The sequence below is a fragment of the Halomonas sp. TH-94 genome (genome assembly GCF_057473365.1).
In genome coordinates, this window is the sequence record NZ_JBYCKL010000049.1 from 1 (window position 1) to 15,167 (window position 15,167).

General features: G+C 64.8%; 14 protein-coding genes. 3 read left to right on the forward strand and 11 right to left on the reverse strand.

The window, feature by feature from the left end; translation table 11 throughout:
- Window positions 1-140: 140 nt before the first annotated feature.
- Genes AC2VNO_RS09690 through AC2VNO_RS09705 form a run of 4 tightly spaced genes read right to left on the reverse strand, consistent with a single transcriptional unit; the run spans window position 141 to window position 4,085 of the window.
- Window positions 141-944: an ABC transporter ATP-binding protein gene (locus AC2VNO_RS09690; RefSeq protein ID WP_486933944.1), complete on the reverse strand. Its 804-nt coding sequence runs from the start codon at window positions 942-944 to the stop codon at window positions 141-143.
- Window positions 941-2,086 carry a FecCD family ABC transporter permease gene (locus AC2VNO_RS09695; protein ID WP_486933945.1) on the reverse strand — a complete coding sequence of 382 codons (1,146 nt, stop codon included), beginning with the start codon at window positions 2,084-2,086 and terminating at the stop codon, window positions 941-943. Before AC2VNO_RS09695 ends, AC2VNO_RS09690 begins: the two co-directional genes overlap by 4 nt.
- A 38-nt stretch (window positions 2,087-2,124) precedes the next feature.
- Window positions 2,125-3,147: a FecCD family ABC transporter permease gene (locus AC2VNO_RS09700; RefSeq protein WP_486933946.1), complete on the reverse strand. Its 1,023-nt coding sequence runs from the start codon at window positions 3,145-3,147 to the stop codon at window positions 2,125-2,127.
- Complete coding sequence (locus AC2VNO_RS09705) at window positions 3,147-4,085, reverse strand: ABC transporter substrate-binding protein (protein WP_486933947.1); 939 nt, start codon at window positions 4,083-4,085, stop codon at window positions 3,147-3,149. Before AC2VNO_RS09705 ends, AC2VNO_RS09700 begins: the two co-directional genes overlap by 1 nt.
- 189 nt (window positions 4,086-4,274) lie before the next feature.
- On the opposite strand from AC2VNO_RS09705, the gene AC2VNO_RS09710 reads away from it, so the two are divergent.
- A complete protein-coding gene (locus tag AC2VNO_RS09710; protein WP_486933948.1) occupies window positions 4,275-5,261 on the forward strand; it encodes a LysR family transcriptional regulator in 987 nt (328 codons plus the stop codon).
- Between the two features lie 79 nt (window positions 5,262-5,340).
- Window positions 5,341-7,497, forward strand: a complete 2,157-nt coding sequence (locus tag AC2VNO_RS09715) for a TonB-dependent receptor domain-containing protein (protein WP_486933949.1) — start codon at window positions 5,341-5,343, stop codon at window positions 7,495-7,497.
- Between the two features lie 87 nt (window positions 7,498-7,584).
- Here AC2VNO_RS09715 and AC2VNO_RS09720 read toward each other — a convergent pair whose 3' ends face one another.
- From AC2VNO_RS09720 to AC2VNO_RS09750, 7 genes are all read right to left on the reverse strand, one after another.
- Window positions 7,585-8,007 carry a hypothetical protein gene (locus AC2VNO_RS09720; protein ID WP_486933950.1) on the reverse strand — a complete coding sequence of 141 codons (423 nt, stop codon included), beginning with the start codon at window positions 8,005-8,007 and terminating at the stop codon, window positions 7,585-7,587.
- 28 nt (window positions 8,008-8,035) lie between these two features.
- Window positions 8,036-8,806 carry a sulfite exporter TauE/SafE family protein gene (locus AC2VNO_RS09725; RefSeq protein WP_486933951.1) on the reverse strand — a complete coding sequence of 257 codons (771 nt, stop codon included), beginning with the start codon at window positions 8,804-8,806 and terminating at the stop codon, window positions 8,036-8,038.
- Between the two features lie 4 nt (window positions 8,807-8,810).
- Complete coding sequence (locus AC2VNO_RS09730; RefSeq protein ID WP_486933952.1) at window positions 8,811-9,866, reverse strand: ABC transporter ATP-binding protein; 1,056 nt, start codon at window positions 9,864-9,866, stop codon at window positions 8,811-8,813.
- Window positions 9,856-10,959: an ABC transporter ATP-binding protein gene (locus AC2VNO_RS09735; protein ID WP_486933957.1), complete on the reverse strand. Its 1,104-nt coding sequence runs from the start codon at window positions 10,957-10,959 to the stop codon at window positions 9,856-9,858. Before AC2VNO_RS09735 ends, AC2VNO_RS09730 begins: the two co-directional genes overlap by 11 nt.
- Window positions 10,934-11,899 carry an ABC transporter permease gene (locus tag AC2VNO_RS09740; protein WP_486933953.1) on the reverse strand — a complete coding sequence of 322 codons (966 nt, stop codon included), beginning with the start codon at window positions 11,897-11,899 and terminating at the stop codon, window positions 10,934-10,936. Before AC2VNO_RS09740 ends, AC2VNO_RS09735 begins: the two co-directional genes overlap by 26 nt.
- A complete protein-coding gene (locus AC2VNO_RS09745; protein WP_486933954.1) occupies window positions 11,896-12,876 on the reverse strand; it encodes an ABC transporter permease in 981 nt (326 codons plus the stop codon). The genes AC2VNO_RS09740 and AC2VNO_RS09745 overlap by 4 nt, the downstream gene beginning before the upstream one ends.
- 67 nt (window positions 12,877-12,943) lie before the next feature.
- Window positions 12,944-14,527, reverse strand: coding sequence for an ABC transporter substrate-binding protein (locus AC2VNO_RS09750; RefSeq protein WP_486933955.1), 1,584 nt, complete (start codon window positions 14,525-14,527; stop codon window positions 12,944-12,946).
- 220 nt (window positions 14,528-14,747) lie between these two features.
- On the opposite strand from AC2VNO_RS09750, the gene AC2VNO_RS09755 reads away from it, so the two are divergent.
- The coding region (locus tag AC2VNO_RS09755) for a thioesterase family protein (RefSeq protein WP_486933956.1) at window positions 14,748-15,167 on the forward strand (420 nt) is incomplete at its 3' end.

Sequence of the window (15,167 nt, forward strand, 5' to 3'; positions counted from 1 at the left end):
AACGCACCGGCCGCCCACCCCGCTACTGGCGCGATATGGATGACGAGACCTTCCAGCAGAAGGTGCACGAGCATCAGGACAAGCTCAATGCGTTCTATCGCGGCTGAGGGCAATGGAGCCCGATCTGCACGCTCGTAGTCTCATGCTTGTTCACACCGCCTCGCCCGCCTCACATTAGCCAGCAGCAGGCTGCCGGTGGCGGGGTCGGGGATCAACGTGCAGTCTATGTCGTAGAGCCGGCGGACCAGGTCCGTCGTTACCACTTCGCCTGGCGGCCCCGCCGCGACCAGTTGGCCATGGCGCAGCGCCAGCAGGTGGTCGGCATAGCGGCAGGCGCTGGCGAGGTCGTGCAGCACCATCACCACGGTCCGGCCATCGGCGGCAAGCCTTCGTACCAGTTCGAAGACTTCGATCTGATGGCCCAGATCGAGCGCAGAGGTGGGTTCGTCGAGCAGTAGCAGCGGCGTTTGCTGGGCAATGGTCATGGCGATCCAGGCGCGCTGGCGCTGGCCTCCGGAGAGGGTATCCAGTGGACGATCCGCCAATTCGTTTACATCGGCCGCCGCCAGCGCCTTGCTAACGACCTGCTGATCCTCTGCCGACCACTGTCTCAGCCAGCCTTGATGCGGCTGACGGCCGAAGCGCACCAGCTCGACCACGGTCAGCCCCTCCGGGGCGATGGCTTCCTGGGGCCGCAGCGCCAGGCGCCGGGCCAGTTCCCGCGCTGGGAGCTGTTGGATGTCCTTGCCGTCGAGCAGCACGGCGCCCTGGCTGGGCGCGTGCAGGCGAGCCAAGCCGGCCAGCAGGGTCGACTTGCCACAGCCGTTGGGGCCGACGATGGCCGTGACCTGGCCCGCCGGCAGTGACAGTGCCAATTGGTCGATGATGGTCGCGCGCCCATAGCGCAAGGTCAGGTTGTGGGTGGCGAGTTCGTATCGGGTCATACCAGATTCCTCGAAGCCGGTCGCAGCAGTATCCACAGCAGCCAGGGGCCGCCCACAACGGCGGTGACGATACCCACCGGGATCTCGATGGGCGAGAGCAACACCCTGCCCGCCAGGTCGGCCAGCACCATGACCAGCGCGCCTGCCAACGCCGATGCCATGACAGGCACACCTCGCGGCGAAGAGAGCGAGCGGGCAATCTCGGGGCCAATCAGGCCGACAAGCCCCACCGGTCCCGCCACGGCCACGGCGAGGCCGGTGAGCATCACCGAGACGACCAGCACCTGCCAGCGCCGACGTGAAACACGCTCGCCTAGCGTGGTGGCCACGGCATCGGAGAAGCGCAGCAGCGAAAGCGAGCGGGTCAGCCATAGGGCAGCGGCGAGCCCCAACGTCAGCCCGATGGCGAGCAGCGTAACGGCGCCGGGCGGACGCGCATTTAGCGTACCTACTGTCCAGGGATAGGCGGCGTTGGCAGTGTCGATGGCCACCTTGGCCAGCAGCAGTTGGGTAATGGCGCCGAACACGGCCCCCACGCCGATACCGGCGATGATGAAGCGGTAACCGCGGGTACCGCCACCGGCAGCCAGGCCGAAGGTCAAGGCGGCGGCGGTGGTCGCACCGACCAGGGCCATGGCCGGCGGCGCCAGGGAGACCCCGAGTCCCACCACCGAGGCCACCGCGAAAGCGGTAGCGCCGTTGTCGATTCCGATAATGCCGGGCGTGGCCAGACGATTGCGCGCCAGGGTTTGCATCAGGCAGCCAGCCACGCCGAAGGCAGCACCGGTGAGGCAGGCGGCAAACAGCCGCGGCAGGCGTAGTTCCTGCACCACGAACACCGCCATCAGGTCGCCCCGCCCCACCAGTGCCGGGAGCACCAGGCGCGGTGCCAATGAGCTGCTGCCCATGGCCAGATACGCAAGCGAAGCCGCCAGCAGGGCCAGCAGCAGGGCCAGCGCAGCCGTGAAGGTACGCTGATCGATCAACAGGCTGTAGGGCGCACGGCCCTCGGCTGCCTGCCACGTCAGGCGCCAATGGCCTGTCGGTGCGGCGACCTCGGCGATCTGCCGATGGCGGCGGTGATGCCGCCGGCCGCCGCGCCGTAGCCGGTGCCCGCCTTCGACAGAGGCATTGCTGCGCATCGTCCTCTCCCTTTTCATGCCTCTTTCAGATAGTTCTTTCATAGCGTCGGCATGCGGCGGGCTCTCACCACCGCCACCAGCACCGGAGCGCCACACAGCGCCGTAAGCACGCCAAGGGGCAGCTCGGAAGGCGCCACCAGCACTCGCGAGACGATATCGGCCGCGATCACCATCAGCGGCCCCAGCGGCAAGCACAGCCACAGGGTGCGGCGAATATCGGGCCCTGCCAGCGCCCGGGCGGCGAACGGTACCACCAGCCCGACGAAGGCGATGGGCCCGGCTGTTGCCGTGGCAGCACCGACCAGCAGCGCTACGGCCACGATCACCAACAGTCGGATCAACCCCGGGCGATGCCCCAGGCCGCTGGCGACCCGCTCACCCAGCGACAGCGCCGCCAGCGGGCGCGCCACGGCGAGCACGATGAACCCGGCCAGCAGCAGGCTCGGCAGGATGGCGAGCAGATGATCGAGGCGGCGCCCGGCCAGGCTACCCACGATCCAGAAGCGGATCTCGTCGGCGGCGCGCTGATCGAACAGTAGCAGCAGCGAGGTGAGCGAGAGCAGCAGGCCCGTCAGGGCGGCCCCGGCCAGCACCAGCCGCACCGGGTCGTTGCCGGCGCCGCTCACTCGCGCCACGCCGAGCACGCAGAGGCACCCTGCCATGGCGCCCAGCTGCGCTACGCCGACTCGCATGGTCGTTGCCGTGGCGCCGAACACCAGCGCCAACGCCACGGCAAAGGCGGCACCGGCGCTGACGCCGAGCAGGCCCGGCTCGGCCAAGGGGTTGCGGGTCACCGCCTGCAGCAGTGCACCCGCCACGCCCAAGGCCAGGCCGACCACGAGGCCGATCAAGGTGCGCGGAAAGCGCAGCGAGCCGACCACGAACTGAGCTTCGGCGTCGCCCCTTCCCATGATGACGGCCCAGGCCCGGCCCGCCCCAACGTCCCCGGCCCCCCAAAGCAAGCTGGCCAGACAGACCAGGGCCAGTAACGCCAGCAGGCCCGCCAGCCTCGCAGTGAGGCGGCGGGCCTGGAAAACGCCCGTTTGCGTTGCAGCGTCCATCAGGGCGACAGCGCGGCGTCTAGCTCATCGAGAATCGTCAGCGCGGCCAGCGGGCCGGTGGCACTCGACCATAGCTGGCCGTCGACGGGCACCACCCGGTCACGCGCCACGACTTCGAGCCGAGCGAAGGCGGGCGATGCCTGTGCGGCACCCAACGCTTCCTGTCCCTCTGCGTTGAGCGTGGCCAGAAACAGCCACTCGGCATCGACCCGTGAGAGGTTTTCGAGGCTGAGCGGGTCGCTGTGGGGCACGTTGGGGCGCACCAGGCCGGCATCGTGAATCGCCACCCCGGCTGCACGCAGGAGGCCGGCGGTGAAGAGATCTTCCGACATGACCATGGGGCCTTGCGGCATCCAGCGAACCAGCACGGCACTGGGAGCCCCATCGGCAGCGATGCGATCCGCAATCTCGGCAGCCCGGGCATCTACCTGCTCCAGCGCGGCTTCGATTTCCGCTTCACGGCCCAGCGCCTGGCCGAACAGGCGCGATTCTGCGCGCCAGGCCTCAGGATCCAACCCTTCGGTCGGTGGCATTACGGTCGGTGCGATGCGCGAGAGAAGGCGGTATTGCGCTTCAGGCAGTTGCGGCGGCGCGAGGATCACATCCGGCTCAAGAGCCAGCACGGCCTCGAGATTGATCTCCCGCACCACGCCGACGATGGCGGGCCGCTGCTCGCCCAGGTGCGCCTCGATGTAGCGAGCCATTCCATCGCCACCACGGGTGGTAACGGCACCCAGGGGCGTGATGCCGGCGGCCAAGGCCACGTCGAGCGCGCCTTCGTAAAGCGTCACGACGCGTTCCGGCGACACGGGCACCGTGACCTCGCCGAAGGCCGTCTCTATGCTCCGCTCGGCCCAGGCGGTCAGCGGAAGCAACGCGAGCACGGCTACCGACAGGGGCCGGCGCAGCGCACCGAGCCAGTTGAGTCCACCTTTCATCACAGACCTCGCAACCATTAATTAATGCGAATTATTATCACAAAGAATTGCAAAGAATCACCACGCAACACCTCGTTGCAAAAACAGCAACGAAATCTTGAGCATGAAGCTCAACCATAATCGTTTTCATTTACGCTCAATGGCTTTTACACTGTTGCATTCCATGCAACTCAACGCCGAGGGATGGCCATGTACGATCTCGATGAACTGCTCGCCTTCGACCATGTCATGCGTTCCGGCAGCCTGACGCGTAGCGCCCGAGCCTTCGGCCTGGCCAAGTCGACGTTGAGCCGGCGTATTACCCAGCTCGAGCGCCAGCTCGGCCAGCCCTTGTTGCGTCGGCAATCCAACCGGCTGCTGCCTACCGAGGCAGGCCAGACGTTTCACGCCTACTGCAGACAGATACTCGAACTCGCAGAACAGGGGCGTCAGGCGCTTGAGGAGCTGAACGAGGAGGTTAGCGGCGAGTTGCACATAGCCACGCACAACGCCCTGGCGCGCAGCTGGCTGGCGGACCGGCTGGCTCAGTTCATGGACAGCCACCCCGGCATACGCCTGACCCTGCAGACCTGCTCGGCACCGCCGCTGTCAGCCGAAAGCCAGGCGGTAACCGTGTGGCTGGGAGAGGTACATGGCAGCGAGCTGCGCCAGGAGGTGCTGGGCTGGCTCAGTCGCAGTCTGTACGGCCACCCCGATTACCTGACTCGCCGCGGCACACCGCAGCAACCCCAGGATCTCGCCCAGCACGCCTGGATAGACCTGCTTGGCGAAACCGAGCAAGGCGTCACTCTCTCGCATCCCGTGCAGGGCGAGTTTCGCTTCCAGCCCCCCGAATCGCGCTTTCGTGTCGACCAGCAGATGCTGCATGGCGATGCCATTGCCCGGGGCCATGGACTGGGCCTCATGCCCGACTGGCTGGCCGCTGGCCGTGAGCGGGCTCACCCGGGTTCGCTCATTCGCTGCCTGCCGGAGTGGAGCGCGCCGCCCATACCGATAACGCTGCTTTACCCTTACGGCTCCCGCCCAAGACGCCTGAGCGCTCTGATCGACTTCCTGCGCCAAGCCAGGCCCAGCGACTGGCTAATGAGCCCGATAACTCCCGGCGAGACCGTAACAAGGGCACACCGAGCCCCGGTTGCACGGCATGCAACACAGCGTTGCCCCGTTTCCCCCTGAGCAAGGGGAACTTTTCGCATTAGAATCACCTGCGCTTGATAATCAATATCATTAACAGCTTCATACAGCAGGTGACTCCATGTTCCACTACCGCCGCACCGCCCTGGCCGTTGCCATCGCCAGCGCACCGCTCGCCTTCACCGCCCAGGCGCAGGAAAGCGCCCGCCTCGACAATGTCGTTGTGACCGCCTCCGGTTTCGAGCAAGCGCTGCAGGATGCACCGGCCAGCATTTCGGTCGTCACGCGCGCGGAGCTGGAGCAGCGCCAATTCTCCAACATTGCCGAAGCCATTGCCGACATCCCCGGCGTCGACGTACGCTCCGGCGTGGGCAAGACCGGTGGCCTCAACGTCAGCATTCGCGGCATGCCGAGCGCCTATACGCTGATTTTGATCGACGGCCGGCGCCAGAACGCCGCTTCCGACATAACTCCCAACGGCTTCGGCGAAACCGGAACCAGCTTCATGCCGCCGCTATCGGCCATCGAACGCATCGAGGTCATTCGTGGCCCCATGTCTACGCTGTACGGCTCCGACGCCATGGGCGGCGTCATCAACATCATTACGCGCCGCGTCGCCGACGAGTGGAGCGGCTCGGTCACCGCTGAGAGCACCTTCCAGCAACACCGTGAAGAGCCCAACTCGCAGGCTCTCAGCTTCTTCAGCAGCGGTCCCTTGGTAGAGGACACGCTAGGCCTGCAACTGCGTGGCCGCGTTTACAATCGCGGTGCTTCCGAGCGTTTAATGGAGGGTACTGGCCGCGACCCACGCCCAGCCGAAGGGGAGATCTTCTCGATTGGCGGGCGATTGAACGTCACCCCGGACGAAACGAATGAGTTCTGGCTGGACGCAGAGCGTGCCCGCCAGTGGTTCGACAATACCGACAGTCGCCTGGGCAACCTCGACGGCAGCAACCCGAACAATCCGAACCAGGTTTACGGCTACGAGGATTACATGCGCTTCAATCGCGACCAGATCGCGCTGGGGCATACCGGTCGCTTCGAGGCGGGAACCTGGGAATCCAGCGTAACCCATGCCATCACGGAGACCATTGGCCGTACCATTCCGCACCCCAATGCGGGGCCCGGCACGCCACATCCCGCCCTTCCCCACGCCCCTATCATCGGCTCGCCACGGACCTTGGAGAACGAGCAGACCGTTGTCGATACCAAGTTCACCACCAACGCCGGTGCACATATGCTCACCTTCGGCGGCCAGTACATGGAGGCAGAGCTGACCGACGATCTCGCGCCGGACAGCTACGACGAATCCCAGTGGGCGCTATTCATCGAAGACGAATGGTGGCTGCGTGATGACCTGGCGCTGACCTTGGGTGGCCGCTACGAAAATCACGATGCCTTCAGCGGTCACTTCACTCCGCGTGGCTATCTCGTGTGGAATGCCGACGACAGCTGGACCCTCAAGGGCGGGGTAAGCCGGGGCTACAAGACACCGACGCTCAATCAGTTGAGGGATGGTATCAACAACGTTACCGCCCAGGGCGCCAGGCTGCTGATCGGCAACGCGGACCTTCAGCCGGAGAAAAGCACCAACTATGAGGTCGGTGCCCATTACGACAACCGGGCAGGCTTCTCAGCGGGCGCGACCTTCTTCCACACCGATTTTACCGATCGCATCGTCACCGCCAGCGAGCGTGTCGTCACGGGGCACCCGACCATACCCGACGGCACCTACGATCAGGCGGTCAACATCGGCGAAGCGCAAACGCAAGGGGTGGAGCTGGAAGCTCGCTATCGCTTCGCCCCCGCCTGGGAAGTGCGCGGCGGCTACACCTATACCGATACCGAGATCAATTCCGATGAAGCCCGTGGTGCAAGCCTGACGCTGGCCCCCCGGCACAAGCTGACCGCTGCCGTGACCTGGGACATCAACGATCGCTGGAGCTCCACTCTGCAAGGTGAGCACTACAGTGGCCGCAATCGCTTCGCCTCCGCTCCGGAAGCAGGCACTCAGGATGCCGCTCTTGCCGCCGCCGTTGGCGACAAGTTCAAGAGCTATGAGCTCTTCAATTTGAGCTCCACCTACCGGGTGGCGGACAACGTGCGGCTGACCGGCACCATCTACAACTTGCTCGATACCAATTTCGGTACCGGCACCACGTACGATTACGAAGGCGATACCTACGCCGCCTACGACTACATCACCTCAGGCCAGGCCATCGGCGGCACCTACATGGACCGGCGCAGCTTCTGGCTCTCCGCCACCTACGATTTCTGACCGGCTTTCACGCTTACCGCTCGCATCGTTCCTGCCCCGGCTTGCCGGGGCTTTTTCGTGCTCGAGCCGGCCTCGACAAGGCTATGGCTAGGTGGAAGGCAGGATTCTCATCCGTACCGCGTAGCGATAGTCGCGGTCCAGGAAGCCCGAGGAAGAGCCTGCATAAGGCGTCGTCACCCGCAAGTACCAGGTGCCCGCATCGAGTTCACGCTCGATACGGAAATTGCCGTCGATGCCGCTATGCCAGTCGCGCTCCACGACCTCACCCTCGGCATTCAGCAGCTCCCCCGAGGGCGCTCCCATGGCCGAATCCCAGGGAAAGGTCTCGCTCTCCAGCACCACGCGGGCGGGCTCCGGCAAGGAGAACGTGAAGTAGCGCATCCCCGTCGACATCACCTCAAAGGGGCGGTCGGGCGCCAACGGGATGGCTCTTTCATGTGGGTCGCCGGTGCCGGCACAACCAACCAGAAGCAGCAGGAACATGAGTAGTGAAGAGACGCGGCGGCGCATGGCAGACTCCTGTCGGGCAGCATTCGCTTCAGCCTACTCCCAACAGCCGCTCCACGCCCAGCCAGATCAGGCGCAGCGCCAGCAGGGTCAGGGTCCACTTGAAGAGAAAGTCGAAGCGGTGATCGCTGACCCGATTCAACAGGCGCAGCCCCAGCCAGGTACCGACGAAGCCCGCCGCCACCATGACCAGCATCAGCCCCAGCCAGTCGCGGAAGACGAAGCCGGCAAAGCCGAAGATGAACGCCTTGGTAGCGTGCTGAAAGGTCATGCAGGTGGCGAAGGTAGCCACCCTTGGCAGCCGCTCGCTCATGCCGAGCTTGATGAACGAGGCAACCATGGGGCCGCTGGCCCCCACCAGGCTGGAAAGCAGGGTCGTGGCAGCACCGGCGATCACGGTACCGACACGCCCCACCGCCCGCTGGGGCAAGCCCGGCCCCCAGCAGGAGTAGAGCACGAAGGCGGCAATACACAGCTCCAGCACGCCGTAGGGTAGGCGGATCAGCAGCCATGCCGCTACCACGGCGCCCACGATGACCCCCGGCAGAAAGGCGGCGACGATGTCGCGGCGAACGTGACGCCAGGTCATCACCGCCCGGCCGCCGTTGGATCCCAGCTGTACCATGCCGTGCACCGGGATCAACGCCGTGGCCGGCATTACCTGGGCCATGGCGATGATCAACAGCGTGCCCCCACCGATGCCCGCCGCCGCGGAGAGGCCCGATGTCACTACCGAGAGCAGCACCAGGCTCAGGTTGACCCCGGGCGAGATCGGCGAGAGCCACTCCAGCATCAGTGGCATTGCCTCAAGGCAGCCTGCCCTCCTCCACGCCGTGACACGCCACCTCACTGCCGTCACTGCGAGCAATCAGCAGCGGCACTTCGGCCTTGCAGCGGTCGTTGGCATGGGGGCAGCGCGGGTGGAAAGCGCAGCCCGAGGGCGGATGCACCGGGTTGGGCACCTCGCCCTGGATCACCGTGCGCTCCTTGCCCACGCCCTCTAGCGACGGCACCGCGGCCAGCAGCATCTTCGAGTAGGGATGGTGCGGGTTTTCGAAGAGCTGATCGGCCGGAGCGATCTCGGCAATGCGCCCCAGGTACATCACCGCGATGCGATCCGACATGTGCTTGACCACCGCCATGTCGTGGCTGATGAACAGATAGGTCAGACCGTACTCGTCCTGCAGGTCGCGCATGAGGTTGAGGATCTGCGCCTGCACCGAGACGTCCAGCGCCGAGGTGGGTTCGTCGCAGATCATGAACTCCGGCTCGTTGGCCAAGGCACGGGCAATCGATATGCGCTGGCGCTGACCACCGGAGAACTCATGCGGGTAGCGGTTGGCATCCATGGCCGACATGCCCACCTGCTCGAGCAGCTCGCTCACGCGTCTACGTCGATCGGCGCTACTCATCTCGGGGCGGAAGAAACGCAGCGGCTCGCCGATGATGGTACCCACCCGCCACAGCGGATTGAGGCTGGCGTAGGGGTCCTGGAAGATCATCTGGAAGCGCTTGCGCACGCTGGCGGCCTGGCGCCCGGTGCGGCCCGCCAGGTTGCTGATGTCCTCACCATCGAACACCAGCTTGCCGCGGGTGAGGCCGTAGAGCCCCACCACCAGCCGCGCCACGGTGGACTTGCCGCAGCCCGATTCGCCTACCAGCGACAGCGTCTCGCCGCGGCGGATGGAGAAGCCCACGCCGTCCACCGCCTTGAGCGTCAGCTTTTCGCTGCGCTCGATGACCCGATTGAGCCAAGGCTTGGAGACGTCGAAATAGCGCGCCAGGTCATGGGCTTCCAGCAGGATATCGCCCTGCGCCGCCGGGGCCTGATGCATCGGCTGAACAGCGGTATCAGCGCACATTGCTCATCTCCTCTCCTGCCGCGTCCCGCCGTGGCGGTAGCGGATCCACCGGATCGTGCAGCCAACAGGCCGCCCGACTGCCGCCGGCCGACATCAAGTCGGGGCGCTGGGTGCGGCAGCGTTCCTGGGCATGGGGACAGCGTGGGTTGAACGCGCAGCCTTCGGGGATCGCCGCCAGCCGCGGCATGGAACCCTCGATCTGGTAGAGCCGCTCGAGGCGCTTGGCAATACCTGGGATCGACGCCATCAGCCCTCGGGTATAGGGATGCTGCGGGTTACGGATCACCTGTTCGACCGGACCGATTTCGATCAGCCGCCCGGCATACATCACCGCCACGCGGTCGGCGGTCTCGGCGATCACCCCCATGTCGTGGGTGACCAGCATCACCGCCGTGCCGTGGTCGGCGCACAGCCGCTTTAGCAGCGCGAGAATCTGCGCCTGCACCGAGACATCCAGCGCCGTGGTGGGTTCGTCGGCAATGATGAACTCGGGCCGTGCCGCGAGTGCCAGGGCGATCACCACCCGCTGGCGCATGCCGCCGGAGAACTGATGCGGGTAGCTGTCGATGCGATTCTCGGGGGCGGGTATGCCCACTTCGCGCAGCAGCCTGAGCGCCTCCTCGCGGGCCTGGCGTTCGTTCATCGGCAGGTGGGTACGGATGGTCTCGATCAGCTGATCGCCCACCGAAAACAGCGGGTTGAGACTGGTCAGCGGATCCTGAAAGATCATGCCGATATGGCGACCTCGCAGCGGCACGAACCGCTCCTCCGGCAGATCGTCGATGCGCTTGCCCGAGAGCAGCACCTCGCCGGCAGCGATATGCCCAGGCGGCTCCAGCAGTTGAATCACGGCGTTGCCGGTCATCGACTTGCCGGCGCCGGACTCGCCCACCACGCCCAGCACTTCGCCGGGGGCGATATCGAAGGAGACGTCATCCAGCGCCACCAGGGTGCCATGGCGAGTGGGGAACTCCACCCGCAGATGACGCACGGAAAGGACCGGTTCCTGCTCTTCGGCACCTGGCTCGTGGCCTGCTGCCGCAGCGCCGTGCTGATCCAAGTGTTGGTTATCGGAGCTTGGGGTTGAGGACATCACGCAACCAGTCTCCCAGCAGGTTGACGGAGAGTGCCAGTATCAGCAGCGCCACTCCGGGGAAGAGCAGGATCCACCACTCTCCCGAGAACATGTAATCCTGGCCCACCCGGATAAGGGTGCCCAGGCTCGGCTGGGTGGCGGGCATACCCACCCCCAGGAACGACAGCGTGGCCTCGGCAATGATCGCCAGCGCCAGGCCGATGGTGCCGATGACCAGCACCGGTCGCATCACATTGGGCAGGATGTGCTGGAACAGGATCTTGCGCGCCGGCAAGCCGATCACTCGCGCCGCCTGCACGTACTCCTTGCTCTTCTCCACCATGGTGGCGCCGCGCACCGCCCGGGCGTACTGCACCCAGTCGGAGAGGCCGATGGCGATGATCAGCACGATGATGGCCACCTCGGCGTGCATGGAGCGCGGCAGGAAGCCGCGAATCACGCCGAAGATCAGCAGCGCCATCAGAATCGACGGGAAGGTGAGCTGCACGTCGGCGATACGCATGATCAGCGCATCGCGCCAGCCGCCGCGGAAGCCCGCCAGCAGGCCCAGGGCGGTGCCCAGCACCAGGGCGAAGATCACCGCGGCAAAGCCCACCAGCAGCGAGATGCGCGAGCCGTACAGAATCGCCGAGAAGACGTCGCGGCCCTGGCTGTCGCTGCCCAGCAGGTAATAGTTACCGGTGAAGTCCGAGGTGGTCATCGGCGGTGTGAATGCGTCGATCAGCTCCAGCTGGCGCGGGTCGAACGGATTCTGCGGCGCAATCCACGGGGCGAACAGCGCCGCCGCGAACATGATCAGCGTCACCAGGGTGGCAATGATGACCACGGGCTGACGCTTCCACGAGTAGACGATGTCGCTGTCGAGGAAGGTGCGCAGCTTGCTCGGCTTGGGCGGCGCGATCACGGTGCTCTCCTGAGTCTGGATGTCCTGGCTCATTTGCCACCTCCCTGAGCGCGCAGACGCGGGTCGACGGAGTAGTAGAGCAGGTCCACCACCAGGTTGATGATCACGAATACCAGCGCAATCATCATCAGGTAGGCGGCCATGACCGGCACGTCGACGAAACGCACGGCGGTGATGAACAGCGCGCCGACACCGGGCCACTGGAATACCGTCTCGGTGATGATGGCGAAGGCGATGATGGTGCCAAGCTGCAAGCCGATGATGGTGATGACCGGAATCATGGTGTTCTTCAGCGCATGACGCAGATGCACCACTCGCTTCGACAGCCCCCGTGCGCGAGCGAACTTGATGTAGTCGGTGCTGAGCACCTCGAGCATCTCGGCACGCACCAGGCGCATGATCAGGGTGAGCTGGAACAGCCCCAGCGTTATCGCCGGCAGGATCAGCGAACGCAGGCCGCTGGTGGTCAGCAGGCCGGTGGTCCACCAGTCGCCGATACGCACCGTCTGGCCACGACCGAAGGCCGGCAGCCAGCCCAGCTCCACGGCGAACAGATAGATCAGCAGCACCCCGATCAGGAAGGTGGGCAGCGACACGCCGATAAGCGAGGCGGTCATGATGAAGTTGGCCAGCCAGCTACGCCGACGCAGGGCGGTATAGATGCCCAGCAGAATGCCCATGACCACGGCGAAGATGGCCGAGATGATGGCCAGCTCCAGTGTGGCAGGCAACCGCTCCATGATCAGGTCGGTTACCGGACGGGCCGAACGATAGGAGATGCCGAACTCGAACTGAGCGGCATTGACGATGAAATTCCAGAACTGCACCACCACCGGCTGGTCGAGACCCAACTGGGCACGCAGCGCGGCGCGGTCGGCCTCGGTGGCCTCCTGGCCGAGCATGTTGAGTACCGGATCGCCGACATAGTGGAACAGCGAGAACGAGATGAGCGCGACCACGAACATCACGAAGATGGCCTGCAGCACACGCTGTATTAGAAATGCAAGCATGGGATTACCACATTAGTTAGCCCCCCGGTCGCTTGTGGCGGCCGGGGGGCTGGTTTGCATCGTTGGCTTAGTTATTGAAACGCAGATACTTGAAGTGCGGCGTATTCTCGCTCTGGACCTTGAAGTCGATATCGTCACGCATCGACCATGTCAGCATCTGGTGATGGATCGGCACGTAGATGACCTCGTCGTGCACGATCTGCCACGCCTCGGCAATCATTTCGTTGCGCGCCTCTTCGTCGACTTCCTGACCCATGGCCACCGTCAGCTCGTCCACCCGCTCGTCGGAGAAGCCGGTGAAGTTCCAGGTACCGAGATCGTCCTCCTTGGTGTGGTAGAGGTAGTTGAAGACGTACTCCGAATCCATGGTGGGCACACCCCAGCCCAGCAGGTAGAAGTCGTATTCACCACGCGCCAGCTCGGCGAAGTGCAGCGAGCGGGTCTGGGCCACCAGATCGACGGTGATGCCGATACGGGCCAGCATGCTCACTACCGCCTGACAGATCTGCTCGTCGTTGACGTAGCGGTCGTTGGGGCAGTGCAGGGTGACGCGGAAGCCGTCGCCGTAGCCGGCCTCTTCCATCAGCTCCTGGGCACGGTCGATGTCGGCGGGCAGCACCTCGTCCATCTCTTCGGTGTAGCCGTTGACGAAGGGCGGCGCGATCATGCCTGCCGGCTCGGAGTTGCCACGCATGACGGCACGCTGGATGGTGGTGGCATCCACGGCCAGATTGATTGCTTCACGCACGCGACGGTCGGCGAAGGGATTGTCGTCGGTGTCGGCGGTGCGCAGCTCGGTCGAGCCCATGTCCATGCCGAGGAAGATGGTGCGGTTCTCGGCGCCCTGCTCGTTCTTGATGCCGTCTGCGTTGGCCAGGCGCTCGATGTCCTGTACCGGAGTTTCCTGCAGGAAGTCGACTTCGCCGGAGAGCAGCGCCGCCACGCGGGTGGACGCCGACTCGATGGGCGTGAACACCAGGCGGGAGATCTCCATCGGGTAGTGGTCGATACCCCAGTAGTCGTCGTTGCGCACGAGCACGGTACGCACGTCGGGCTCGCGGCTCTCGACGCGGAACGGGCCGGTACCGTTGGCATTGCGCACGGCGTGAGTTTCCTCACCGGCTGCGTAGTTCTGCGCCTCTTCCACCCCGTGCTCTTCCGCCCACTCGCGGCTCATGATGAACAGGTTGGTGAAGTTGTTCGGCAGCAGCGGGTTGGGCTCGTGGGTTTCCACTTCGACGGTGTAGTCGTCCACCGCGCGCACCTCGGAAATCGAGGTCAGCAGGCCGCGCATGTCGGCCGGCTCGCGGCGCGCACGGTCGATGGAGAAGGCGACATCGTCGGCAGTCAGCGACTGGCCTTCATGGAACGTCACGCCCTCGCGAATCTTGAACACCCACACGGTGGGCTCGTCTTCCTTCACGTGCCATTCGGTGGCCAGGCCCGGCTGATATTCGACATTCATGTCCTGGTAGACGAGGGTGTCGAATATCTGATGGTTGACCGAGTGGGTCGGTCCTTCGTTCTGGGAATGGGGGTCCATGGTCAGGCTGTCCGCGGAGCGGGTCCAGCGCAGGGTTTCGGCATTTGCAGCGGTGGCCAGCATGGCGCCGATTACGGCGGTGGCCAGAAGGGTCTTCTTGGGTAGCATCTTGTTATATCCTCAATCAAGCGTTCGATGGGCAGGTGCCCTGGTAGAGGTTTCTCCCATACCTTAGTCAAGAAAGCCAGAATTACCTTAGGATTGCTTTTCAGCGCTATTTCGACTGTAGCCAGTTGCATTTTCGGCATGGTGAGCAATTCCTGGCAAAGGTATCGGCCGCCACCCTACCAGCAGCTACACAACGCTACATTTCAATCGGGGTAAGAGGATGAAACTGCTGAGTACCCGGGTCGCCCCGGAGTGGGTCGACTACAACGGCCACATGAACGACGCCGAGTACGCCAGGGTCTTCTCGCTGGCGGTGGATACGCTGATGGAGCGGATCGGCCTCGATACCGCTGGGCGCCAGCGTCTGCACTACACCCTCTTCACTCTCGAAACCCACCTCTGCTACCGACGCGAGGCTCACCAGGGGCAGACGTTGAACGTCGAGTTGTTACTGCTCGACCACGACCCCAAGCGGCTGCATGCGTTCTTTACCATGACTGACGAGGCCGGCAAGACGCTCGCCACCAGCGAGCAGATGCTGATGGGCATCGACACCCAGAGCCAACGCCCCGCGCCCTTCCCACCGGAAGTGGCGAAAGCGATCGATGCCCTGCCCCAGGCCGAAGCCGACGCCTGGCCG